We start from the raw sequence: 23,477 nt of genomic DNA, 5'->3' as shown, positions 1-23,477 counted from the left end.
GCTCGCCGCGCGCTTCCCGCGCGGACCGCTGGCGCCTGTCGCCATGTCCGCCGCGCGTCGCAGTCAGCAATGGCTGCGGGGCGATCCGGTCAGGTCCGAACTCAGGGCCACTACCCGGAAGGCGCGTGGAAAACGGCTGCGCGGGGCAGGTCTGCTTCGTCGAAACGGTAACCTTACAACAGCACCGGGCGAGGCCCGGCCGCCCCGCACCCTCCCCGACCTTTCCGGCAGCGATGCCGGAGGGCGAAGACGCATGGATGGAAGGTGTCTGGTGGTCAACGATTGCCGCTCATCTGTCGGCGGAAGGGCGGCGCAGGCGGCCCCCTCACCCCCGGCGCCGGCCAGCCACTCACCACTCGCCACCAGCCACCAGCCAACAGCCACCCCCGCACCGCCTCAGCGGTTGTCCCCGCCCCTTCCCCGGCTTAGGAACAGGCATGGCCGATCTCACAGACAAACAGACCTTCTCCGACGAAGACGCGCTGGAGTTTCACCGCAGTCCGACCCCGGGCAAGATTTCCATGGCGCCGACCAAGCCCATGGCGACCCAGCGCGACCTGTCCCTGGCCTATTCGCCGGGCGTCGCCATCCCGGTGCTGGCGATCGCCGCCGATGCGGACAAGGCCTATGACTATACGTCCAAGGGCAATCTGGTCGCCGTCATCTCCAACGGCACCGCCATCCTCGGCCTCGGCAACCTCGGCCATATGGCGTCCAAGCCGGTGATGGAGGGCAAGGCGGTCCTGTTCAAACGCTTCGCCGACGTCGACAGCTTCGATGTCGAGGTCAGGACCACCGACCCGGACGAGTTCATCACCGTCGTCAAGAACATCGGCGACACCTGGGGCGGGATCAATCTGGAGGACATCCGCTCCCCGGAGTGTTTCGTCATCGAGTCCGAGCTCCAGGACCTGCTCGACATTCCGGTCTTCCACGACGACCAGCACGGCACGGCCATCATCTCGACCGCCGGCCTGATCAACGCCTGCCACATCACCGGCAAGAAGCTGGAGGACATCAAGGTCGTCCTGGCCGGTGCCGGCGCGGCCGGCCTGTCATCCATCGGCCTGATGAAGGCCGTCGGGGTCCGGGCCGAGAATACCGTGATCGTCGACCGCGACGGGGTCATCTACAAGGGTCGCGACGGCGTCGACCAGTGGAAGGCCGCCCACGCCACCGACACCCCCCACCGGACCCTGGCCGAGGCCATGGTCGGCGCCGACGTGGTTCTGGGCCTGTCGGCGAAGGGCGCGATCACAAAGGAGATGGTGGCCTCCATGGCCCCCAATCCGATCATCTTCGCCATGGCCAATCCGGACCCGGAGATCACGCCCGAGGATGTGGCCTCGGTACGGTCCGACGCCATCATGGCCACGGGCCGGTCGGACTATGTGAACCAGGTCAACAACGTCCTCGGCTTCCCCTACATCTTCCGCGGTGCGCTGGATGTGCGGGCCCGGCGGGTCAATCACGAGATGAAGGTGGCCTGCGCCCAGGCCCTGGCCGCCCTCGCCCGCGAGGATGTGCCGGACGAGGTCGCCATGGCCTATCGCGGCCGCAAGCTGAAATTCGGCCCTGACTACATCATCCCCTCGCCCTTCGACCCGCGCCTGATCTGGTACATCCCGCCCTTCGTCGCCCAGGCGGCGATGGACACCGGCGTGGCGCGCAAGCCGATCGAGGACATGGAGGCCTACCGGACCGAACTGCGCTCGCGGCTCGATCCGTCCGCCGCCCTGATGCAGAACATCTCCGGTGCCGTGCGCGCCGCCCCGAACAAGCGGGTGGTGTTCGCCGAGGGCGAGGAGACGGCCGTCATCCGCGCCGCCTGGGGCTTCAAACAGGCGGAACTGGGCACCCCCATCCTGCTGGGCCGCGAGGAGCTGATCCGCAAGAACGCCGCCGAGGCCGGGCTCGATTTCGACGCCATGGGCATCGAGATCGTCAACGCCCGGGTCTCGGAACACAATGTCGACTACACCGACTTTCTCTACGCCCGTCTGCAGCGCCGCGGCTATCTGCGTCGCGACGTCCAGCGGATGATCAACCAGGACCGCAACTATTTCGGCGCCGCCATGGTCGCCCGCGGCCAGGCCGACGCCATGGTCACGGGTGTGACCCGCAATTTCAACATGGTGCTGAAGGAGGTCCGGCGCGTCCTCGACGTCAAGGACCGCATGATCGGCATGTCGATCCTGCTGGCCAAGGGGCGCACCCTGTTCGTCGCCGACACCTCGATCCACGAGCTTCCGAATGCGGAGGAACTGGCCGAGATCGCCATCCAGGCCGCCGCGACGGTGCGCAAACTGGGCAAGACCCCGCGCGTCGCCTTCCTCAGCTATTCGACCTTCGGCAATCCTCCCGGCGACCGGGGCGAGAAGGTGCGCGAGGCCATCCGCATCCTCGACCAGCGCGGCGTCGATTTCGAATATGAGGGCGAGATGCCGCCCGAACTGGCGCTCGATCCCGACGCCCGCGGCGCCTATCCCTTCATGCGCCTGACCGGCCACGCCAATGTGCTGGTCATGCCGGCCATCCATTCGGCCTCGATCTCGACGCGTCTGGTCCAGTCACTGGGCGGCGCCCGGGTGATCGGACCCCTGCTGGTCGGGCTGGAGAAATCCGTCCAGATCGTCAGCCTCGGCGCCTCGGTCAGCGAGATCATCACGGCCGCGACGTTTGCCGCCTATGACGAAGGGGCGGCGGCGGAGGGCTGAGCGATCAGCCCGCCCCGATCGCCGCCTTCAGTCTGCGGTTCCGGCGATCCAGCAGCCAGCAAAGGAGCACCGCGGGAATACCGACCGCCGCCGTTCCAGCGAAGAACATGGCATAGGCGACCATCAGCTCGTGCCCCTGCTGCAGACCGTCAACGACGACTCCGGAGAAGCCCTTCAGGAATTTGCCGAGCATGGCATAGAAGGAGCTGAGCAGGGCGTACTGGGTGGCCGTATAGCCAATGCCGGTGAGGCTGGACATGTAAGCGACGAGCGCGGCCCCGGCCAAACCCTCGCTGAAATTCTCGACGAACAGGACCCCGGCAAACATCGGCGTCGAGAGGCCGACCATGGCCATCAGGGTATAGCCCAGATTCGACATCGGACCGATCAGGGCGCCCAGCAGCAGGGTCCGGCCGAAGCCGAAACGAAGTGCACAGACCCCGCCGGCCGCAATGCCGATGATCGAGCCCGCCAGACCAAAGCTCAGGCGCATGGCCCCGATGGCCTCCTTGGTTAGGCCCAGGTCGAGGTAGAAGGGCCCGACCATCGGCCCCATGACGAAGTCCGGCAGGCGGTAGAGGCTGATCGCCGCCAGCATCAGCAGGGCCGCGGTCTTGTGCGTCTTCAGGAATTGGATGAACGGGCCGACGACGGCGTCGTACATACCGCGCAGGGTCCAGGGTGCCGCGCCGCCGGTGGCCTTCGCGATGGCCGAGCGATCGAGCGGCTCCTTTGCAAACAGGGTCGCGATGATCGCGATCGACATGGCCGCGCCCCAGATCAGATAGGCACCGTTCCAGCCGAACCAGGTGGCGAAGAACAGGATCAGGGCGTTGCCAGCCAGCATCGCGAACCGGTGGCCCAGCTGATAGGCCGAGGTCAGAAGTCCGAGGTCCTCGTCGTTCTCGGCGGTCTCGATACGCCAGGCGTCCACGACGATGTCCTGTGTCGCCGAGGCGAAGGCCGTGACGAGCGCGGCGGCCCCCAGGGCCGTCAATCCGCCCTCCGGGCCGATGATCGCCATGGCAATCAGCGCCGCACCGACGAGAAACTGGGACAACAGCATCCAGCCGCGCCGCCGACCGAACCGGCCGAGGATCGGCACGTCGAACCGGTCCACGACCGGAGCCCAGACGAATTTGAAGGAATAGGCCAGCCCGACCCACGAGATGAAGCCGATAGCCGACAGGGTGACATCGCCCTCGGCCAGCCACAGGCTGAGTGTCGCGCCTGTCAGCAGGAAGGGCAGGCCCGAGCCGAAGCCCAGCAGCAGGGTGATCAGGACGCGACCCCGACCCAGCGCCTTGATTACGTCCTTCGTGCTCGCCCTGCGCGGCGCGGCCTCCGTGTTGGCGTCCGTCATCTGTGGCGTCCCTTGCAGGCGACGCCCCCGCGTCCCTATCCGGCAGAGACCTTGGCTTGGTCCGTGCGGTTCGTCCAGCGGGCGAGTGCGGCGCGCAGGGAATCGAGCTCCAGCGGCTTGACCAGATGATCGTTCATCCCTGCACCGAGGCAGGCCTTGCGGTCCTCGGCAAAGGCGTTGGCGGTCAGGGCCACGATCGGCGTCCGGTCGCCGGAGGCGCGGATGAGGCGGGCCGCGCTGGGGCCGTCCATGCCCGGCATCCGCATGTCCATGAAGACGAGGTCGTAGCGGGCGCGCTTCATCGCATCGACCGCCTCATGGCCGCTGGCGGCGGTCTCGACGGCGCAGCCCTCACGGCGCAGCAGGGTCGCGGCCAGCAGGGCACCGACCGGATTGTCCTCAACCAGCAGCACCCGCGTGCCCGAGAACCGGGCCGGGGTGACACGGTCGTCCTCGGCAGGCTGCGAGAGCGGCGCGCCGGGCTGGTGGGCGGGACCCTCGCCCGAAGCCGCCAGCACCCGCTCGGCCAGGGAGGCGCGACGCAGGGGCTTGATCAGATAGCCATGGAAGCCGGCCCCGCGGTAGCGGGCGATCAGGTCGCGCTCGGCCGGCTTGAGCAGGACGATGGCCTTGCCGGTCGACGGTCGCACGGCCAGACCTTGCGCGGTCTCGCGGGCGGCATGGTCGACCAGGACGATGTCGGCAGCCGCCTGAACCGTTCCGCCCGAGGCTTCAATCTGGTCCATGGCCGCGGCGCGGACAAAGGGATCGGGGCTGACCACGGCGACGGCGTGTCCGGACAGGGGGGTGCCGCGGACCGCATCGGGCGCCGCCTCGAACCCGGCTTCGAACAGAAACCGGGCACCGGTCCCGTCCGGCCGATCCGACACCGTCACGGACCCCTGCATGGCGGCTGCCAGTCGGGACACCACCGCCAGCCCCAGGCCGGCCCCGCCGAAGCGGCTGGCGTCCGAGGCGTCGACATGGCCGAACTCCTCAAAGATCCGCGCCCGAGCCTCGGCCGGAACGCCGGGTCCGGTATCGTCGATGATGAAGGCGAGCCGGGGCGATCTGTCCGGTCCGCCGGTCCGCTCGACGGCGATCCGCACGCCGCCGGTCTCGGTGAATTTTACGGCATTGCCCGCCAGGTTGAACAGAACCTGCCGCAACCGGCCTTCGTCGCCGAGGATGTCGACCGCGTCCGGGGCGACAGACCAGGCGATCTCCAGCCCCTTCTCATGGGCGCGCGGGCTCAGCAGCTCGGCGACACCCCGCACCAGCGCCTCCAGATCAACGGGAACGTGGTCGAACTCCAGCTTGCCGGCTTCCAGTCGGGCATAGTCGAGCAGATCGTTCACAAGGCCGAGCAGATGCTCCGCCGAGGATCGCGCCGCCTCCGCATAGGCCCGTTGGGCCCCGTCAAGCCGGGTCCGCGACAGCAGGCCCAGCATGCCGATCACGCCATTGAGGGGCGTGCGCATCTCGTGGCTCATCAGGCGCAGGAACTGCTGTTCCGGAACCCGCGCCTTCGTTCCCGCCTTCGTCCGCCGTGCCATGCCGATCTCCGTGACCGACATACTGCCGCCCGATCCCTTAAGACCGGCTCAATCGGGCCGGTTAAGTCCCGGAAGGAGCGGAAGGCTCAGGAAATCAGCCGGACGACCAGGGCCTTCCGGCCTCAGCGGACCGCGGCGAAGGTCGTGGCCGCATCCCGATAGCGCGCATGCTCCCGCACCGTCATGCAGCGCGGCGCGCTCCAGGCGGGGTCCGAGGCGCGGACCGACAGGGCCTCACGGGCGGTGACGAAGATCGGTGCAGCGCCATGCTCACGGGCGAAGGCGCGGCGCGTCGCGGCATCCGTACCGCAGATCATCACCGGACGGGGATTCGACCGCACCGACGCCTGGGCGTTGTCAGCGGCGCTGGCCAGTCCGGCCGGCAGAATGGCCGCAGAGGCAAGAGCTGCAAGGCCGATGAGGGGTGTGAAAGCGCGCATCCAACTTCTCCCGAACGCCTGAAACAGTCAGGACCCGGAGGAATAATGCGCGTTTTCGGGTGATTGTAAAGGTTATGCGACAGCAAGACTTCCGATTTTTTACAATTGCCCCGCAATCGGACGGTTATTCCGCCGCTACGGGTGCGCAGGCACCGGATGCAAACCCGACCTCGACGTTCAGTGTGGCGTCGGAATTCTCGGTCACACCCAGGCTGCAGACCGACAGACGGTGATCGGTTTCAAGCCCTGTCAGCCAGGCGAACAGGGGCCCGGAGCTGACGCTGGAGAGCTGGACGCCCAGCTGGCCCGATTCGCTCATCACCGTGACGACCTCCAGCCCCGCAATGGCGGCCGTCCGCTGGATCAGGGGCTCGAGACCCTCGGCGGGCGGGGGTGCAGACGATTGTGCCGGCCCGAGCGAGGCGACCGCGGCGCGGACCTCCGCAAGGGTGAGCGCCGCCGTGGTGGCGCGCGTCGCTGCGGCGTCTCTCCAGGCCAGGACGGGCCGCACCACACCCAGCCATACAGCCGTCGCTGCCAGCAGCGCGGTCATCACCATCAACATCCGCCGCTCGCGCAGGGTGCGACCGCTCCACCAGGCCCCGGCCTGCCCCAACCACCGGTTCATCGTGCGCTCCTGATCGTGATATCGCTGACGATACGGCCCCCGTCGTCGATAGCGGCCGTTTCCGTCACATCCAGACCGTTGGCCCGCATCGCGCGCGCGATCGCCTGGGTGTCCCGATAGTCCGGATGGGACACACTGGCCTTCATCCCCGAAGCCGGATCGACGATCAGCAGATCCAGCTCCGCCCCCTCCACCCCTTCCAGCGCGGCGAACAGGGCGGCCGTCGCCCCGACCACCCCACCCGACGGGGGTGCCGCCATGACCCGCTGGCGAAGCGCTTCCAACGGATCCGGGCGAGCCGCAAGGTCCGGCGCAACCCGGGCAATTTCGGCCAGGGCTCGGTTCGTATCGGCCCGGGCCGACGCCTCGTCTCTCGCGGCGGCAGCCGCGACCAGCACGAGGGGCGAAACGACCAGCAATCCGGCCATGGCCATTGCCAGCGCCCAGCCCCGACGGGCGGTGCCGCGGCTTCGATCCTGCGAGGTCAACAGATTGACCGGTGGAGACAGGGCCGCTCCGATGAGGGCGCGCTCGACGTCCGTCGCATCGAGACTGGCGTCAACCCGCCGCGACCCGGCCAGCAACCCGACCAGATCAGGCTGGACGCTGGCCGCGAACCCCCGTCCCCGCAGGGCCGTCGCGGTTCCAAACACGACGGCATTCAGGACCTCGTCCCGGTCGGGTTCGGGGAGGGTGAGAACATCCGGCACCATGGCCTCCGCCCTGACTCCCAGGGCCTCCAGATAGTCGCCCCAGGCCTCGATCAACGGCTGGCCGACGACGGCGACCAGGCGGGGCTGGCCCGCGGCCGGGACCGGCCCCAGGGCCACGGCCAGACGGTCGGCCGGGACCGCCAGCTCTTCCTTGAGCATCCAGAGGGCGGCCGCGCGCTGTTGGGCCTGCCCGCCGGCCGGAAGATCAAGCCATCGGATCGTCACCTCGGGACCCGGGACAATGGCCACGGTGTGCATGGGCTCCGGCCGCTCGACAGGATGCAGGTCCAACAGGCCGCGCTCGCGCACCCCGCCGCCGGCAATCACCAGACAGGGTGCCGGTTCGCTTCCAAGAGCGGGGATCAGGATCAGGCGGATCGGTTTCATTCTTCGGGAGTCCAGCGTTGGATCACAGTGCGCACACGCCCGTCGGACCGGGCTTCCAGCAGGGCGGTTCGGACGGCGCGGGAGCCGCCCAGTTCGACATCGACCCTCAGGTCGAAGAAGCGGGTCAGGACGGTGACCTGGTCGCGGGCTTCCGGATCGACCTGGACCGTGGCCAGAGACGGCTGGGCCCAGAAGGCGGCGGCATCCGCCCAGCCTTCGCGCGGCCGGGAGGCGATGATAGCCCGCGCCTGCTGCGCCCCGACCGCGCCATTCGTCAACATGGTCAGCAGGGGTGCCTGCTCGAGCGTCAGGGTATTCACATTCAGGGGCGAGAGCCGCGAGGTCGGCAGGGCGCAGAGAAAGGGTCGCAGCCGGCGGTAGGTCTCGGCGTCCACGCCCCTGACGGCCCGCAGTTCGCTGACCTCCGCCAGCATGGCCCCGCCTGTCCGGTAGGCGGTGGCCAGACCGGCATAAGCCCCGTCCTCGGCCCCGAGCGGAGACGGCGTCGTGTCGGCGTCCAGCCAGTCGGTAAGGGAATCGGCCACCATCCGCATCCGGCTGTCGGGCACCCCGACCGCCCGACCCAGCGCACGGAACTGCGCCGCCCCCAGCGGTCGCCCGATCAGATCCTCCCCGAATCCGAGAGCGACACTGTTGAGATTGAAACAGGCCTGTCCGTCCGTGACCGTGGCGGTCAGGGCTCCTCCGTCGATCGGAAAGCTCACCGGCCGCCCGTTCCATGCCGGCTGCAGCGGCGTGCGGGCGGGTCCCCTTGCCAGCAGGCCTGCGATCTGGCCCATCGCCAGACTCTCAGCCCCGGCGGCATACCACTGGGCCTGACTCTGGAACTCGACATTGGCTGTCCGCCGAACCGAGAAGCGGACATCATCGAGGATCGCCACAGCGACCACGGACATGACCGCAACCAGCAGCAGCACGGTCAGCAGGGCCATGCCTTCCCGATCGGTCCCGCGACGCCTCATTGGCCGCTCCCGACGATGAAGACCTGATCGACCCGCCCATAACCCTTGACCGTCATGCCGATCCGAACGGCATCGGGCAGGGGCCGGTCCAGCGTGGAGATAAAGGCCGGGGTCGCCTGTCCGTCGCGCACAAACTCGACGGTGACATCGCGGACGCCCCGATAGAGCACCTGAGGCGGTCCCGGGCGGGCACCATCCAGATGGGTGAACACGCGTCGCTCCAGCCGTTCCTCGACCAGCCGGTACTCGACCCGTTGCAGCGAAGGCCGCGCCTGTTCGCCGGGATTGCTCCAGCCGGCACGGTTCAGGACCAGCAACGGATCACCCGGCGCAGCGGCACCGACGATGGGTTGGGGCATCGGACGCCCCGTGGGCCCCCGCGAGCGACGGGCCGTGGCCTGGCCCAGATCGGCGCGCAACAGGCCGCGCATCCGCTGCAGGTCGCCGACCCGGTCGCTGGCGGCCTTGACGGCAAACCGGTTGTTGATGGCCCCGCTGAGGACAGCCGCGCCTGCGGCCGCCAGCAGGGCGAAGATCATCAGCGAGATCATGACCTCGACGAGGGTAAAGCCTGTGCGCGGCCTCATGGTCGCGTCCGTGACCGGAAGACGGTGCGGTCGGCGGCCTGGCCCTCGGAGTCCCGGACGACGATATGGATACGCAGGAGGTCGGGCGTCGGGGTCCCGGTCACCGTCTGGGTCCAGGTCCAAAGGCGGTCGGCCAGCGGGGCCTGTCCGCTGGTGATTCCCTCGGCGATGGCCGGCGCAATCACAGCCTCGACAGCGCGGTTCTCGGCCACGATACCCCCGAGGGTCCGGGCCTCGACCCGGGCGGCCGAGCGGGTGTTCTCGCCGGACAGGTTGAGCAGGGCCAGGGCGGCGAGGCTGAAGACCGCCAGGGCGACCAGCAGCTCTATCAGCGTAAAGCCTTCCCCGGCGCGCGTACCCACGCCGCTTGTCCGGTCAGTCGGCAAGGGTCACCTCCCCCGCGCCGTCGACGACGACGGTGCGACTGTGGCGTTCGCGGGTCAGGGTCAGGGCACCGGGGTCTGCAACGCCGGTGGGGTCGAAGACAATTCGAACGGGGACGCCGGACGATGCGACCGTCGTGCCCGCCGTCCAGGTTTCCGGGCGGAACGGGCCCTCATCCAGTGCCGACCAGGCGGCGCCGTCAAACACCATGAAACCATAGCCGGCAGCAGTCGCATCGACCGCGACCGGCCGGTTCGACAGTATGGCTTCCTCGCGGGCGCGGCCCAGCCGGGCGGCGAACCGCTCGGCATCCCCGGACACCGACGGCCGCGGGTCGGGCACAGACAGGACCACCGCCCCCGCGGCGAGCCCGATGATGGCGACCACCATCAGCAGCTCTACGAGGGTGAAGCCGGCCCTGTTGGCGGCGCGAACCCTGGCGCCCGGCGCCATGCCTAGTCTTCCCAGTTGCCGAGGTCGGCGTCATTGCCCTCGCCACCCTCTTTCCGGTCGGCACCATAGGAGAAGACGTCGAACTGGCCGCCACGCGTGCTCTGGCGGCGGTACTGGTACGGCTGGCCCCAGGGATCCTGCGGCAGGCGGCGGACATAGCCGCCGGGGCGGTAGCGGTCGGGGCTGGCGAGTCCCGGTGGGGCCGCGACCAGCGCCTGCAGGTCGGCGGGGAAGTCGAGGTTGTCGAGGCGATAGGTCTCGATCGCCTGTTCGAGGGTGGCGATATCAGCCTTGGCCTTGGTCACCATCGCCCGGTCCTGGCTGGGCAGGACATTGATGGCGACGACGGTGGCCAACAGGCCGATGATGACGACCACCACCATCATTTCGACCAGGGTAAAGCCCTGTCTCCCACGCGCGTCCTCGCGTGGCCCGGACTCCGGGTCGAGGGGGCGGGATGCGGGGAGTGCGGCCCGGGCGAGGAACCGGGTCGCCAGACGGCGGATATCAGACACAGACATACTTCCTCCTCACCCCATGGCCAGGGTGTTGATCTGCAGGATAGGCAGCAGGATGGACAGGACGATCAGGGCGACCACGCCGCCCATGACCACGATGATGGCCGGTTCGATCAGGCTGAGCATCACGGCCGTGAAGGTCGAGAATTCCCGCTCCAGATACTCCGCCGCGCGCTCCAGCATCGGCTCCAGCCGGCCGCCGGCCTCGCCCGAGGCGGTCATGGTCACCAGGATCGGCGGAAAGACGTCGGCCCGGCGCATGGCGGCCGAAAGTCCACCGCCCTCGCGCACAGCCTCGGCCATCCGCTCGGTGGCGAGCCGCAGGCGTCGGTTGGGCACGGTGCGGGCCGTAATCGTGAGACCCTCCAGCACCGGCAGGCCGGCGGTGATCATCGTCGACAGGGTGCGGGCCATCTTCGCCCCGTGAAGGTCGCGCGTCAGCCGCCCGATCAGGGGCAGGCGAAGGATGGCCGTATCGACAGCCAGCCGGATCGCCGGATTGCGAAGTGCGAAGACACCGCCCGTCGCCGCGGCCGCCAGCAGCAGCGCCGCCAGCCAGCCCCAGTCGCGTATCCCGTTCGACAGGCCGATGACCAGCCGCGTCAGCAACGGCAGGGTCTGGTTCATGCTGTCGAACTGATCCACCACGCGCGGCACGACGAAGGTCATCAGGGCGATCACCACCCCGATGGCCACGACCGCCAACACCGCCGGATAGACCAGGGCTGTGATGACCTTGCCGCGCACCACCTCGTCGCGCTCAAGCCCGTCGGCCAGTCGCTCCAGGATCGGTGCCAGCGCCCCGGAGGTCTCGCCCGCCGACACCATGGCCCGATACAGCGGCGGGAAAGCCTGACCCTGCAGCGCCATGGCGTCCGAAAGCCGCCGGCCCTCCATCACCCCGCCATGGACCCCCTCGAGCACGGCCCGCACGGCCGGGCGATCTGCCTGCAAGGCGATGGCCCTGAGCGCCTCCTCGACCGGCGACACCGTCACGAGGGTGGCCAGTTGGCGCGTCACCAGCGCCAGGGTTCGCGAGTCCAGACCCCCGCGTGCGGGGCCGAACCGGCCCAACACCCCACCTTTGCGAGCCGGTGTGTCGCTGTTCCGAACTGCACCGCGTGACGCCGTGACCTCAAGGGGCATCAGCCTGCGTCGTGCCAGCAGGGTCCGTACGCTGCCGTCGTCAGCGGCGGACAGCGTCCCGCGGACGGTGCGCCCGCCCTCGTCCACCGCCACGTAGTCGAACGCCGCCATCAGGCCGCGTCCTCGCGCCCGGGGCTCACGGCAGCAGACCCAGCCCCCGGCTCTTCGGCGGCCTCGGCCGTCTCCTGACGCGTCACGCGCACCGCCTCCTCGACCGAGGTGACACCCTCCAGCACCAGGGCCCGGGCGCGTCGGGTCAGGGTTCCGGAACCGGCACCGGCAAAGGCTGCGGCGTTGATGGCCTCCTCCCCGGCCTCGGCGGCGATCAGGCGGCGCACCTTGTCATCGACCCGGATCACCTCATACAGCCCCACACGGCCCACATAGCCGGTCTGGCCGCAATGGGCGCAGCCTTGCGCCCGCCACACGGTCTGACCGACCTTGACCCCGGCAAGCCTGGCTGTGGCCTTGTCCGCCGTCTCAGGCCGCCGGCATTCGCCGCAAAGCCGGCGAACCAGCCTCTGGGCCACGATCAGCCGCAGGGTCGAGGCCAGCAGGAAGGGCTCGACACCCATGTCCCTCAGTCGCGTCACCGCCCCCGCCGCATCATTTGTGTGCACCGTCGACAGCACCAGATGGCCGGTCAGCGCCGCCTGGACCGCAATCCGGGCCGTCTCCACATCGCGGATCTCGCCGACCATGACCACGTCCGGATCCTGACGCAGGATGGCGCGCAGGCCGGCCGCAAAGGTCATGCCGACCTTGGGATTGACCTGGGTCTGGCCGACCCCGTCGATGGCGTATTCCACCGGGTCCTCGACCGTGAGGATATTGCGGGTGGCGTTGTTCAGCAGCGACAGGCCGGCATAGAGCGAGGTGGTCTTGCCCGAGCCGGTCGGGCCGGTGACCAGGATGATGCCGTTGGGTTCCCCCAGGGCCGCGCGGAAGGCCTCCAGCGCATCCGGGGCCATGCCCAGCCGGTCCAGGGTCAGTCCGGCCTGGTCCCGGTCCAGAATACGCAGCACGACCCGCTCACCCATCCGCGACGGCAGGGTCGAGACGCGCACGTCCAGCGTCTTGCCCCCCAGCGCCAGCGGGATGCGCCCGTCCTGGGGAATGCGTTTCTCGGCGATGTCCAGCCGCGCCATCACCTTGATGCGCGAAACCAGAAGGGGCGTGATCCGCGGATTCAGCGAGAGCGTCTCGCGCAACACCCCGTCAATCCGCATCCGCACCGTCAGCGCTGTCTCGAACGGCTCCAGATGGATGTCCGAGGCCCCCGCCCGCACGGCCTCGGCGATGACGCCGTTGATCAGCCGGATCACCGGCGCGTCGTCGGCCGTATCCAGCAGGTCGGCGGCGGCCGGAATGTCGTCGATCAGGCTCTCCAGCCCCGAGGGCATCGCCAGGTCGTCACCGTCCGTCGCGCTGAGATGATCGCCGGCATAGACCTGCGACAGCCGCCGGTCGAAGGTCGCCTGATCGAGCGCCTCGACCCTGAGTGGCCGGCCCAGCGCGCGTCGCGTCTCGATAAGAGCTGACGGATCAGCACCCTCGCGCAGACCCACCACGGCGATCTCACCCGCATCCAGCAGGATCACCCCGTGCCGTTTGGCGAAGCCATAGGGCAGTGTCGGATTGATCAGGGTGATCATCGACGCCTCACCCGCCCGAGGCGGTGACCGGTGGCAAGGGCGCAGTAGCGACCTCGCCGACCGGGGCGATGACCACAGGGTCCGGCGCGGCCGGTGGCTGGGTGCGCATATAGTCGCGCAGCATCTCGTCGAGGCTCGGCTCGACGCCGGGGGCGTTGAGGAGCTGCTGCTCGCGCATATAGCCCCAGCGATCCGCGGTCAGGGCCTGGGAATCGGCGGGGCTGCGCAGGATGGTCGGGCGGATGAACACCATCAGATTGGTCCGTCCGCGCTGACGGCTGGTCGAGCGAAACAGGTTGCCGACCACCGGCAGGTTGCCCAGCCCCGGTACGCCGTCCACCGACAACCGGTCGTTCTGGTCCAGCAGTCCGCCGGCCACAGCGATGTCACCGTCATCGACCACCAGTGTGGTCTCCAGCTCGCGCTTGTTCAGCACGAGGTCCCGGGCACTGGCGGACAGAAGGCCGTTGATGCTCGACACCTCCTGACGGAGGAACAGGGTGATCGAGCCGCCGGCGTTGATCTGTGGCCGCACCACCAGCTTGACCCCGATATCCTGCCGCTGGGTCGTGCGGAATGGATTGGTGTTTCCGTCCAGCAGGGTCTCGCCGGTCGTGATCGGCACCTCCTGACCCACCAGGATCGTCGCCTCCTCATTGTCCAGCGTCATCAAGGACGGGGTTTGCAGCAGGTTGGAGCCCGCATCTGTCTTGGCGGCATTGATGATAAAGCCGAACAGGCCGTCGCCGATGCTGCCGCCACCGCCGCCGACAAAGCCGTTGGCTCCCAAGAGCGTGTTCAGTGCCAGGGCCTGCAGTTGCTCACGCAGGGGATCATCCGTCTCAAGCTGCCCGGCAGCCGCGCCACCCGCCAGCGGGACCAGGGGCGCAGCGCGATCGGAGTAGTTGGTCAGGCCGACCGGACTACCGTCCTCACCTGCCAGCAGCCACTGCACCCCCAGCTCGCGCACGGCATTGTCGGACAGCTCGACCACAATGGCCTCGATCAGCACCTGCTGGCGCCGCTGGTCCAGCTGGCGGATCACCTCGGCCAGCATCCTCTGCGTATCGGCCGAGGCCGATATCACCAGGGCATTGGCCCCCGGGAAACGGGCAATCACGGCGCGCTGGCCGGCAATAGGTGCCGCCGGGACGGCAGCGGCCGGGGCGGCGGCCGCCGCCTCGCTGCCCGCGCGGCCCGGGGCGGAAACCGCTGCATTGGCGCTGGCCGCCGTCACCGGCTGGCCTACGACCTGCTGTAGCACCGGCAACAGGGCCTCGGCGTCGGCGTGCTGAAGGAAGACAACCTTGACGTCGTCGGCGCTCTCGGCCCGACGATCCAGATCCTCGATCAACGGGCGGATTCGCGCCATCGCCGCCGGGTCCCCGCGCAGCACGATCGAATTGGAGCTTTCCACCGGCGTCACAGACACCATCCCCTGCCCCGGCTGGCCGCCGGGCGGGGCCAGCACGGTCTGGAGCACGCCGGCGATCTCGCGCGCCGAGGAGTTCTCCAGCGTCACGACCTCGAACCCCGACCGGTCCACGTCGATCCGGCCGATGAGGGCCCGGATACGAGCCAGATTGTCGGCGAAATCGGCCACCACCACGCTGTTGGCCCCGGGATTGGCGAGGACCTGCCCCTGCGCGCCCACCAGCGGCCGGATCGTCTCCGCCGCCGAGGCGGCGTCGATATTCCGCAACTGGAACACCTCGGTCGAGAACCGTTCCGAGCCCACCGTCGCCGGGCCCTGGGCGGCCCCTTGCGCCGGGCTGATCCGGTAGGCCCCCGAGGCCGTGGGCGTCACCACAAGCCCGTTGGCCCGCAGGGTCGACAGAAAGACCTCAAACAGCCGGGCCCGGCTCAGCGGCCGGTCGCTGGTGACAGTCACCGTCCCCGTCACCCCCGGGTCGACAATGAAGGTCCGCCCGGTCGAACGGGCCACGTCCTGGATGAAGGCGCGGATGTCCGCCCCCTGCACATTCAGGGTCTGGCCCGCCTGGGCCTGGACAGCACCTGCGGCCAGCGGGCCCTGGACTGCAAGAATTGCGGCCAGCGCCGCTCCGATCAGGTTTGATCGCTTCATCGGCCGGTTCCTATCATGGAGGTCTGCACCGTTCCGTCCCGCTCATAGCGGAGCTCGGCACCCGAACTGTTCGCAAGCTGGCCACGCAGGGCCGCAATCCGTTCAAGGCTGTCCAGCGGCTGGCCGTTGATGGCGAGGATCACATCCCCGGCCTGAAGGCCCGCCGCCCGCAGCAGCGCCGCATCACCGGAGGCTGACACGGTGAATCCGTCCAGCCGCAAGCCGCGCATCCGGGGCCGCAACCCTGCCTGGGTGATCAGCCGCGCGGGATCCACCGACGCTGCCGTCGGCGTCACAGCCGGCGGGGTCGGCGGTGGTGGCGGGGGCGTCACGGTCTGCGGGCCGGGCGGCGGCGGCGGAACCGGTGCCACGCCGACCGGCACGTCCGAGAAGATCAGCCGACTGAGCGACGCCCCGCGCGCCAGCGTCACATAATCCGGACCCACCCCGCGCAGGATCAGCCCCGGCTCAACCTCTTCGCCCACGCCCACCGAAACCTGCCGGCCGTCCGCCAGCCCGATGATCGCCGAGCCGCCGCCCGAGCCGTCCGAGCGCAGACCGTACAGCCGCATCTGCCCGCTGCCTGCCGCACTCGCCTCGGCCAGACTGCTCTGGCCGCCCGTGCGAAAGAAGGCGTCGAACCGCTGGAAAACTGCGGGATCGGCGGGGCTCACGGCAGTGGGGGACGAGGCCATCGATGCCGCGGCATCCCGCGGCTCCGCCACAATCCAGACCAGGCGACCCAGCTGAACCGCCAGCAGCAGCGCCAGCGCCACTTCAACGGCCGAACGCATACGGTCCGGCCGCGCCGCCCAGACGCCACGGACCCGTGTGCTGAAATTACGAACTGCGCCGATCACTGTGGCGTGCCTCAAGCGGACCCGGGCGGCCCGGCCGCTCTTCTAGACGGATCGTCCGTGTCCGGCTTCATGGGTTCATGACGACCCGGCGAACCTGTCGTGACAGTCGCGACGCCTTCGGACGAGTTTTCGCAAATCTGTCTTGAAAAAGGATCGGGAGGCGGTCGGTCAACCGCCTCCCGCCATGCCCTAGAAACGCGCGGTCAGGCTGACCGAAGCGCTGGATCCCAGCTCGTAATTGTTGATCAGGATCCGGTTACCCAGCTCCTGGAACTCATCGTAACCCGTGTTCAGCAGGTTCCGGAGTTCGACCGCGAAGCCCATGTCGCGGCCACCGACTTCGAAATCCTTGCGGTAGACGAAGTCCATGAAGATGCCGGGGTCCTGGATGTAGTCCGGTTCGCGGTTGCCCGCGCCGCCAGCACCGCGGGCACTGACGCGCTCGCTGACATAGTTGACGATGATCGTCGCCTGGGACCGGGCCGTGTCGTCTTCCCAGCCCAGTTGCAGGTTGGCGACATGCTCGGACTGGCCCTGGAGGCGGCTGCCGTCGGAGATGAAGAAGGTCGCATCCTCATTGGCACCGCCGCCGCCGGGGGTCCGGACAAAGTCCCCCGCCTCGACCTGAACTTCCGAGTCGGACCAGGTGTAGTTGGCCTGAACCAGCCAGCGCTTGTTGGCGATGAAGGCCGAACCGTTATCCGGGAACTCGAAGAATTTCTTGGCCTCGAGCTCGGCCCCGAAAATCGTCGCCTGCGGCGAGTTCAGATAGGACTGCTGGCGCGCATTGCCCGAGGTGACGATTGTCGCCTCGACCGGCTTGTCCAGGTCCTTGTAGAAAACGCCGGCCGTCAGATACTGCTGGCGGGCGAAGAACCACTCGTAACGGGCGTCGATGTTGAGGATCTCGGTATCGACCAGGAAGGGGTTCCCGGTGAACTCGCGGTCGGTTTCCGGATCGGTGTAGGACTGCGGGGCCAGTTCGCGGAACTGGGGGCGACCGATGGTCTGGGAGGCCCCGATTCGGAGTTGCTGGTCTTCAGCGAAATTCCACGTCGCCGTGAACGACGGCAGGAGATACTGCTCATCGATCTCGGTCGGCGCGAAGGGCGCGGCCCCGCCGAACAGATCGCGGGTCGTGACCGACTGCTGGCCGTCCTCATAGCGCACACCAAAGGTCGTGCGGACCAGGGGAATGAACTCGGCATCGACCTGGGCATAGGCCCCAGCGACCTTGAGCTGAGCCGAATAGGCCGCCGCGCCGCTGCCGGCGCTGCCGGTGACTTCCGACAGGATCAGGCCGGTCGGCCCGATGTTGGCGTCGGAATAGAGGTAGTCGACCCGCGACCGCCGCTGCTCCAGCGTCAGGGTACCGGCCGGAACGAACCTCAGGTCACGGCGTTCGGCGTCGCGGTTGTTGTCGGAATAGGCCACCCCGAGGCTGAACACCGCGTCGCGGTAGTCCGACAGGGGCAGGGTGTAGCTCAGATCAGCACCGCCCGAGACAATGTCGTCATCCAGTTCGCTGAACGAAATCCGGTTACCGCCGATCTCGTGCAGGAAGCTTCCGTCCGCAGCGACCCCGTAAGAGAAGCGGCTCTCGTAGGGTGCGTCGCGTTGGGTCAGGGCATAGGCCCCGCGCCATGAAATCTCCAGGGCACCGTCCATGAACTCGTGTTCACCGGACAGCTGGCTGGAGAACAGCTGGCGCTCAAACCATTCGGTATAGTCGGTCCGCTGCACCGCCCCGCCCGCATCGAAATCGGGACCGACGCTGATGCGGGCCTCCTTGGTGACGTTACGGACGAAGAAATTGGTCCAGCGATAGTCGCTGTTGTCCGTGATGAGCGACAGGCCGCCGAGGAAATTCAGCTGGATGTCGTTCTGGTTGGATTCAAACGCCTTGCTGGTAACGGGCACGAGGACCGCACCGGAGAACTGGGCCTCTTCCTGCACCCCGTTCCGGGTGCCCCAGCTGTTGCTGTAGCCGGCCACAGCGATCAGGCCGAAGGTGCCGAGGCTGCTGTCCGACTTAAGACCGCCGGCGAAATCAAAGCCGAAATTGATCGGCGTCGTGTCCCGCTGCAGCAGGCGCAGCGGCGAATTGACCAGCGAATGGCCGATCCGCTCCAGCTCCTGGGCGCCGACGTTGGCGCTGTTGACGGGCACGCCCCGGCCGAAGGCGATGGCAAGCGGAACAGGAATGTCGCGGGTGCCGTCATCAAAGCCGGTGAAGTCGGTGCGCGACCCGAAATAGACCAGGCCCTCGTCGCCCGTGGTCTCGGTGTTTCCACCGAACGAGGTCGACATCGAGAAGAAGGGATCGTTGGGCGCGTCAACGGTGCGCAGGTCGATCACCCCGCCGCCGAACTCGCCCGGGAAATTGACCGAATAGGATTTCTGGACGGTGACGCTTTCGAGGATGCTGGACGGAAACAGGTCCAGAGGCACGACGCGTTGAAGGGGCTCCGGGCTCGGGAGCGGCGAACCGTTCAGCAGGGCGGAGGAATAGCGTTCTCCAAGGCCGCGGACGTAGATGAAACGGCCCTCGACGACCGTCAGACCCGTCACGCGGGCCAGGGCGCCGGCGGCGCTGCTGTCGCCGGTCCGCTCAAGGTCCTCGGACGTGAGGAAGGCCGCAACCTCGGCGCTTTCACGGTTCGGTTCCGGGATATAGCGGCCGAGAACAACGATCTCGTCCAGTTCGCCGGTCGCTTCAGGCTCGTCCTGGGCGGCCGGATCCTGATCGGCGGGCACCTGGGAAGCGGCCTCGGCCGGCGGGGTTTGAGCGAAGGCGAGCCCGGGCGCGATCAGCGCGCTGGTGGCCAGGAGGACCCCGCTCAGGGTCAAGGTAACGGTCTTCATGATCTGCGCCTCGAAGAAGTTCAACGGACTGGGCGAAAGCAGGAGGCGGCCCTGGCGGGCCGCCTCCCCATCCTTCGTCAGCAGCTCGCGCCGGCCGTGAGGCCGCAGGTCCAGCCCTGCCACCAGGTATCGGAGGCGTTCTGGACGGCACCGATGTAGCTCGTGTTCTGGAAGAACGCGTAGACCGAGGCCGCAGCGACCGGGGTCACAGCGTTCTCATTGGCACCATTGATGAAGGTCAGGACCTGGTTGGTCAGGGTCGTGCCTGACGCCGGAGCCGTCAGGGTGCTGGTGCCGGCTGCGGTGTTGTTCGTGCCCGCCGTGAAGGCCGCCGTCGAAAGCGCGACGTTGGCGGCACGATACGAGATCGGGCAGGACATGAAGACCGAGTTGAAGACCACGCCGCTGGTGGCCGTGTCGGCATCGTTGATGGCCATACAGCCGGCCAGCGAGCCGGTCACGCTGGTGAACACCGAGTTGATGACGGTGGCGTCGGTGCCGGTGTCGAAGTGGGCGACCGTGTGGGCGTCGGTCGGCGCATTGCGGCCGACGAGGGTCCAGTTGGCGATCTTCGGCTGGGACACATAGCGGGTCGCCAGCGGCACGGAGGCCGGAGCGGCGGAGAATTCGAAGCCGGCGCTGCGGCTGGTCGAGCCCGGCGCGCGCTGGGTCACGATGCCGAACTGGGCACCACCGCGCCAGCCGGTGTCGGTGTCCAGACCGTCGTCGTCGGCACCGTTGATCACGATGCGGCGCAGGTTGACGTTACCACCGAAGATTTCGATGCCGTCGTCCGAGCTGTTATAGACTTGGATGAACTCCACCACGGTGCCGCTGCCGACGCCGGCCATGGTCAGGCCCTGGAGTTCGTTCCCGGTCGAAATTTCGAAGCCGGAGAACTTGATCTGGACATAGCGCAGGCGACCCGAGTTATCCGAAGCCGTGTTGCCGCCGTAGAAGGCGCTGGTGCCTTCAACCGTGCCGGTGCAGGTCACCGGTGCGGTCAGCTGGCAGTTGGCCTGCGGCGCGCGGCCGGCCAGGACGATGCCACCCCATTGACCCATGGAGTCCACGGTGGTGGTGCCTTCGACGTTCTGGCGGCTGGTGAAGACGATCGGGCTGGACGCCGTGCCTTCCGCAAACAGCTGCGAGCCGCGGTTGACCAGCAGATAGTCCGAACCGCCCGAGGCGAACAGGCGGACGCCGGGTTCGATGGTCAGGATGCCCTGGACGCTGCCGGAGATCGGAGCTGCCGGATCGACGCCCATGTCGGTGCCGACCGAGGTGCGGCCGTTGATCGAATAGATGGTGCCGGCGCGCAGCGGCACGGTCAGATTACCGTTGATCTGTTGCGGCAGCTGGCAGGCTCGGAGCGTGCCACCGGCCACCGTGCCGACGTTGGCGAAACCGGTGGGGCAGTCAGCCGCCGGCGTGCCCGGGGGGAGCGTGGGCGGCGTGGTCGTACCGCCGCCGGTGCCGCCGAAATCGCCTTCGCCCGGCGACGCGACTTCGGCTGCGCCGCAGGCGGCCAGGGTAAGGGCGCTGGCGGAGAGCGCGAGCAAGGTGGTCAGTCGAATGCCGGTCATCGTTTTCACCGTGTCTATCCAGATGGAATTCACGGCAGATGGTGCCCGGGTAGGTTTACCCCGGCTGCGACGACGCATAAGCCCCACCTGCCCGGTGCCTCGATAGAAGCCGGATGTGACAACGCCGCCGCCGAATCGTAACGGTTCAGATTCGCTTGTGTGAAGTTGTTTTCGCCATTCGATGAAAGACCGTCCCGACACGGTGTGAATTTCCGGTGCAGTTCGGTTGGCGGGATGTAGGCGAGCACCGTCCGCTCCACCGCCCCGGTGCCGCGGAGCCGGGCAACCGCGAACCTAGAAGGCCGCTGTCCGGACATCCGGGCCCGTTTGTCGTTCGAAATCGCCCTGGGCCCCTACGGTCGCGCGGCGATAGACCAGGGCCTCGGCGATGTGGCGGCGCAGGACGCCGTCGCAACCGTCCAGATCGGCGATCGTGCGGGCCAGCCGCAGGGTCCGGGTCCAGCCCCGCGCCGTCAGGCCGCCGGCCTGCCCGGCCCGCATCAGCAGGGCCCGGCCGGCTTCGTCGGGTGTCGCGAACCGGTCCAGGGTCTCGCCCGAGACGCGGGCATTGACGGCCTGATCGTAGGCCATGTCCGCATCGATGCCGGCGGCGCGCAGCCGGTCCCCCTGCATGGCACGGGCGGCCAGTACCCGGGCTGCGGCCTCGGCCGTACCCTCGGCGGGTGGCGGCAGGGCCATGTCGGCGGCGGTCACAGGCGGGGTCTCGACCGTCAGATCGATGCGGTCGAACATCGGACCCGAGATGCGGTTCTGATAGTCGCGCTGGCAGCGTGGGGCCTTGCCGCACGCCCCCTTGCCGCCCCCACCGAGCCCGCACCGGCAGGGGTTCATGGCGGCGATCAGCTGGAACCGGGCCGGATAACGGACATGGGCATTGGCCCGCGCCACGACGATCTCGCCGGTTTCCAGCGGCTGGCGCAGGGAATCCAGGGCCTGGGCGCTGTACTCGGGCAACTCATCCAGAAACAGCACCCCATTGTGCGCCAGCGACGCCTCACCCGGTTTGGCGCGCAGGCCACCGCCGGTCAGGGCGGCCATGGAGGCGGAATGGTGCGGGCTTCGAAACGGTCGGTCGCGGGTCAGGGCTCCGCGCTCGATCAGTCCCGCCACCGACCAGACCATGGAGGTCTCCAGCAACTCCTTCGGCGTCAGCGGCGGCAGCAGGCCCGGCAACCGCGCCGCCATCATCGACTTGCCGGACCCCGGCGGCCCGACAAAGAGCAGGTTATTTGTTTAACATCCCAAATTTTTCGGCTAGGCGATTGGCATGTTGGCCATTGCTTACGCTCGCTGGAGCTCACTGGAACAGGGAAAGGGATCGACACTGGAGCGGCAGCTCCAAGTGGTCGAACGATACTGCTCGCAGCACCGGCTGGAAATCCTCGAACGGGTCACTGACGAGGGCTCCAGCGCTTATGCAGGCACCAACGTCCAGACCGGAAACTTAGGTGACGTGATCCGGCGGGTGGAGGCCGGAAGGCTTCCCCGGGACATCACCATCGTCGTCGAGCAGTTGGATCGCATCAGCCGGCTTCCACCAGCCAAGGTGATCGCTTGGATTCAGCGAGTGACCGACCTGGGCGTCTCGATTGCCACGGCAAACGACGGGTACGTCATCACGGCGGAAAGCATCAGCACCAACCTGATGGGCTTCATGGGATTGGTGTTCAACTCCTTCCGGGCTCACGAGGAAAGCCGGCATAAGAGCGAGCGTCTCGCCGCCAGCTGGAAGATCAAAAGGGATCGTCTCGGACAGGGTGATAGCCGCCCGATCACCGGCGTCTGTCCGGCATGGTTGCGGCTTGATCCGGACAAGACTGGTTTCGAACTGATCCCCGATCGAGCAGCGATCGTGCATGAGATTTTCCAGCGATCCGCCGACGGAGAAGGAAAGCGATTGATCACCGGCGACTTGAACCGGCGTGGTGTCGAACCATGGGGCAGAGGCAAGAGCCAAGCGACTGCCTGGCATTCCAGCTATGTCCAGAAGATCCTGTCCAACCCCGCCGTCATCGGCGAGTTTCAACCGCACACCAAGCCCCGCGGATCGACCCGTCGAGTTCCTCTCGGCGAGCCGATCTCGGGCTACTTCCCCCCGGTGGTCTCGGAAAAACTTTGGGCGACTGTTCAAGGCAAGCGCAAGCCGAGCCGAGGCAATGACGGGCAACGGGGGCAGGTCAGAAACCTACTCAGCGGCCTATGTCGATGCGGGTCCTGCGGCGGACCGATGGCATTTCAGCTGAAGTCCCACGAAGGGACCCGAATGCGCCGAGGCGTCCCTACGCCTCAGCGACAGGCCAGTTACCTAAGCTGTGCGCTGCGTGTTCGCGGCGGCATCTGCGATCACTCCACCCACTATCGGTATGAGCCGATCGAGAGCGGCATACTGGACGCCTTCCTGCGATCAGCCCTGTCTGACCGGTTCTTCGAAAACTCGGTCGGGACGGCAAGCCTCGTCGATGCTGAGTACCGAGCGTTGAGGGAGCTGGAGAAAGCGAAAGCCCGTGCCAAGCGGATGCTCGACTTGTT

General features: G+C 67.9%; 18 protein-coding genes and 1 pseudogene. 2 read left to right on the top strand and 17 right to left on the bottom strand.

Annotated elements, in window-relative coordinates; translation table 11 throughout:
* The first annotated feature begins 437 nt into the window (after positions 1–437).
* Positions 438–2,717: an NADP-dependent malic enzyme gene (locus Q0053_RS06755; protein WP_298097797.1), complete on the top strand. Its 2,280-nt coding sequence runs from the start codon at positions 438–440 to the stop codon at positions 2,715–2,717.
* A 4-nt stretch (positions 2,718–2,721) separates the two neighbouring features.
* Here Q0053_RS06755 and Q0053_RS06750 read toward each other — a convergent pair whose 3' ends face one another.
* The 17 genes and pseudogenes from Q0053_RS06750 to Q0053_RS06670 all read right to left on the bottom strand — a co-directional run.
* Positions 2,722–4,080: an MFS transporter gene (locus Q0053_RS06750; RefSeq protein ID WP_298097794.1), complete on the bottom strand. Its 1,359-nt coding sequence runs from the start codon at positions 4,078–4,080 to the stop codon at positions 2,722–2,724.
* 35 nt (positions 4,081–4,115) lie between these two features.
* On the bottom strand, positions 4,116–5,636 hold the full coding sequence (locus Q0053_RS06745) for a response regulator (RefSeq protein WP_298097791.1): 1,521 nt from the start codon (positions 5,634–5,636) through the stop codon (positions 4,116–4,118).
* A gap of 122 nt (positions 5,637–5,758) precedes the next feature.
* Positions 5,759–6,076 carry a hypothetical protein gene (locus Q0053_RS06740; protein WP_298097788.1) on the bottom strand — a complete coding sequence of 106 codons (318 nt, stop codon included), beginning with the start codon at positions 6,074–6,076 and terminating at the stop codon, positions 5,759–5,761.
* 124 nt (positions 6,077–6,200) lie between these two features.
* Positions 6,201–6,704, bottom strand: a complete 504-nt coding sequence (gspM, locus tag Q0053_RS06735) for a type II secretion system protein GspM (RefSeq protein WP_298097785.1) — start codon at positions 6,702–6,704, stop codon at positions 6,201–6,203.
* Entirely contained in the window at positions 6,701–7,804 is a 1,104-nt protein-coding gene (gene gspL, locus Q0053_RS06730; protein ID WP_298097782.1) for a type II secretion system protein GspL, read from the bottom strand. The genes gspM and gspL overlap by 4 nt, the downstream gene beginning before the upstream one ends.
* Positions 7,801–8,787 (bottom strand): type II secretion system minor pseudopilin GspK, encoded by a 987-nt coding sequence (gene gspK / locus Q0053_RS06725; RefSeq protein ID WP_298097779.1) that lies wholly within the window; start codon positions 8,785–8,787, stop codon positions 7,801–7,803. The genes gspL and gspK overlap by 4 nt, the downstream gene beginning before the upstream one ends.
* Positions 8,784–9,374 (bottom strand): type II secretion system minor pseudopilin GspJ, encoded by a 591-nt coding sequence (gene gspJ, locus Q0053_RS06720; protein WP_298097774.1) that lies wholly within the window; start codon positions 9,372–9,374, stop codon positions 8,784–8,786. Before gspJ ends, gspK begins: the two co-directional genes overlap by 4 nt.
* Positions 9,371–9,736 (bottom strand): type II secretion system minor pseudopilin GspI, encoded by a 366-nt coding sequence (gene gspI, locus Q0053_RS06715; RefSeq protein ID WP_298097771.1) that lies wholly within the window; start codon positions 9,734–9,736, stop codon positions 9,371–9,373. Before gspI ends, gspJ begins: the two co-directional genes overlap by 4 nt.
* Before the next feature lie 13 nt (positions 9,737–9,749).
* Positions 9,750–10,211, bottom strand: a complete 462-nt coding sequence (locus tag Q0053_RS06710; RefSeq protein ID WP_298097768.1) for a GspH/FimT family pseudopilin — start codon at positions 10,209–10,211, stop codon at positions 9,750–9,752.
* A 2-nt stretch (positions 10,212–10,213) separates the two neighbouring features.
* Positions 10,214–10,732, bottom strand: a complete 519-nt coding sequence (gspG, locus tag Q0053_RS06705) for a type II secretion system major pseudopilin GspG (RefSeq protein WP_298097765.1) — start codon at positions 10,730–10,732, stop codon at positions 10,214–10,216.
* A 9-nt stretch (positions 10,733–10,741) separates the two neighbouring features.
* Positions 10,742–11,986, bottom strand: coding sequence for a type II secretion system inner membrane protein GspF (gene gspF / locus Q0053_RS06700; protein WP_298097762.1), 1,245 nt, complete (start codon positions 11,984–11,986; stop codon positions 10,742–10,744).
* The gene (gspE, locus tag Q0053_RS06695) at positions 11,986–13,530 is read right to left on the bottom strand and encodes a type II secretion system ATPase GspE (RefSeq protein WP_298097759.1); all 1,545 of its coding nucleotides are present in this window, start codon (positions 13,528–13,530) and stop codon (positions 11,986–11,988) included. Before gspE ends, gspF begins: the two co-directional genes overlap by 1 nt.
* A 7-nt stretch (positions 13,531–13,537) precedes the next feature.
* On the bottom strand, positions 13,538–15,616 hold the full coding sequence (gene gspD / locus Q0053_RS06690; protein WP_298097756.1) for a type II secretion system secretin GspD: 2,079 nt from the start codon (positions 15,614–15,616) through the stop codon (positions 13,538–13,540).
* Positions 15,613–16,410: a type II secretion system protein N gene (locus Q0053_RS06685; protein WP_298097753.1), complete on the bottom strand. Its 798-nt coding sequence runs from the start codon at positions 16,408–16,410 to the stop codon at positions 15,613–15,615. Before Q0053_RS06685 ends, gspD begins: the two co-directional genes overlap by 4 nt.
* A gap of 255 nt (positions 16,411–16,665) precedes the next feature.
* A complete protein-coding gene (locus tag Q0053_RS06680; RefSeq protein WP_298097750.1) occupies positions 16,666–19,341 on the bottom strand; it encodes a TonB-dependent receptor in 2,676 nt (891 codons plus the stop codon).
* Between the two features lie 77 nt (positions 19,342–19,418).
* Positions 19,419–20,927, bottom strand: a complete 1,509-nt coding sequence (locus Q0053_RS06675; RefSeq protein WP_298097800.1) for a hypothetical protein — start codon at positions 20,925–20,927, stop codon at positions 19,419–19,421.
* A gap of 294 nt (positions 20,928–21,221) precedes the next feature.
* Positions 21,222–22,178, bottom strand: a pseudogene (locus tag Q0053_RS06670) (ATP-binding protein); the annotation flags it as partial.
* Between the two features lie 37 nt (positions 22,179–22,215).
* On the opposite strand from Q0053_RS06670, the gene Q0053_RS06665 reads away from it, so the two are divergent.
* A partial coding sequence (locus Q0053_RS06665; RefSeq protein WP_298097747.1) for a recombinase family protein occupies positions 22,216–23,477 on the top strand: 1,262 nt, incomplete at its 3' end.

This window comes from Brevundimonas sp., from assembly GCF_027487935.1.
Lineage (GTDB): Bacteria > Pseudomonadota > Alphaproteobacteria > Caulobacterales > Caulobacteraceae > Brevundimonas.
The sequence above is the reverse complement of the archived record's forward strand: the minus strand, read 5'-3'. Positions and strand labels throughout refer to the sequence as shown.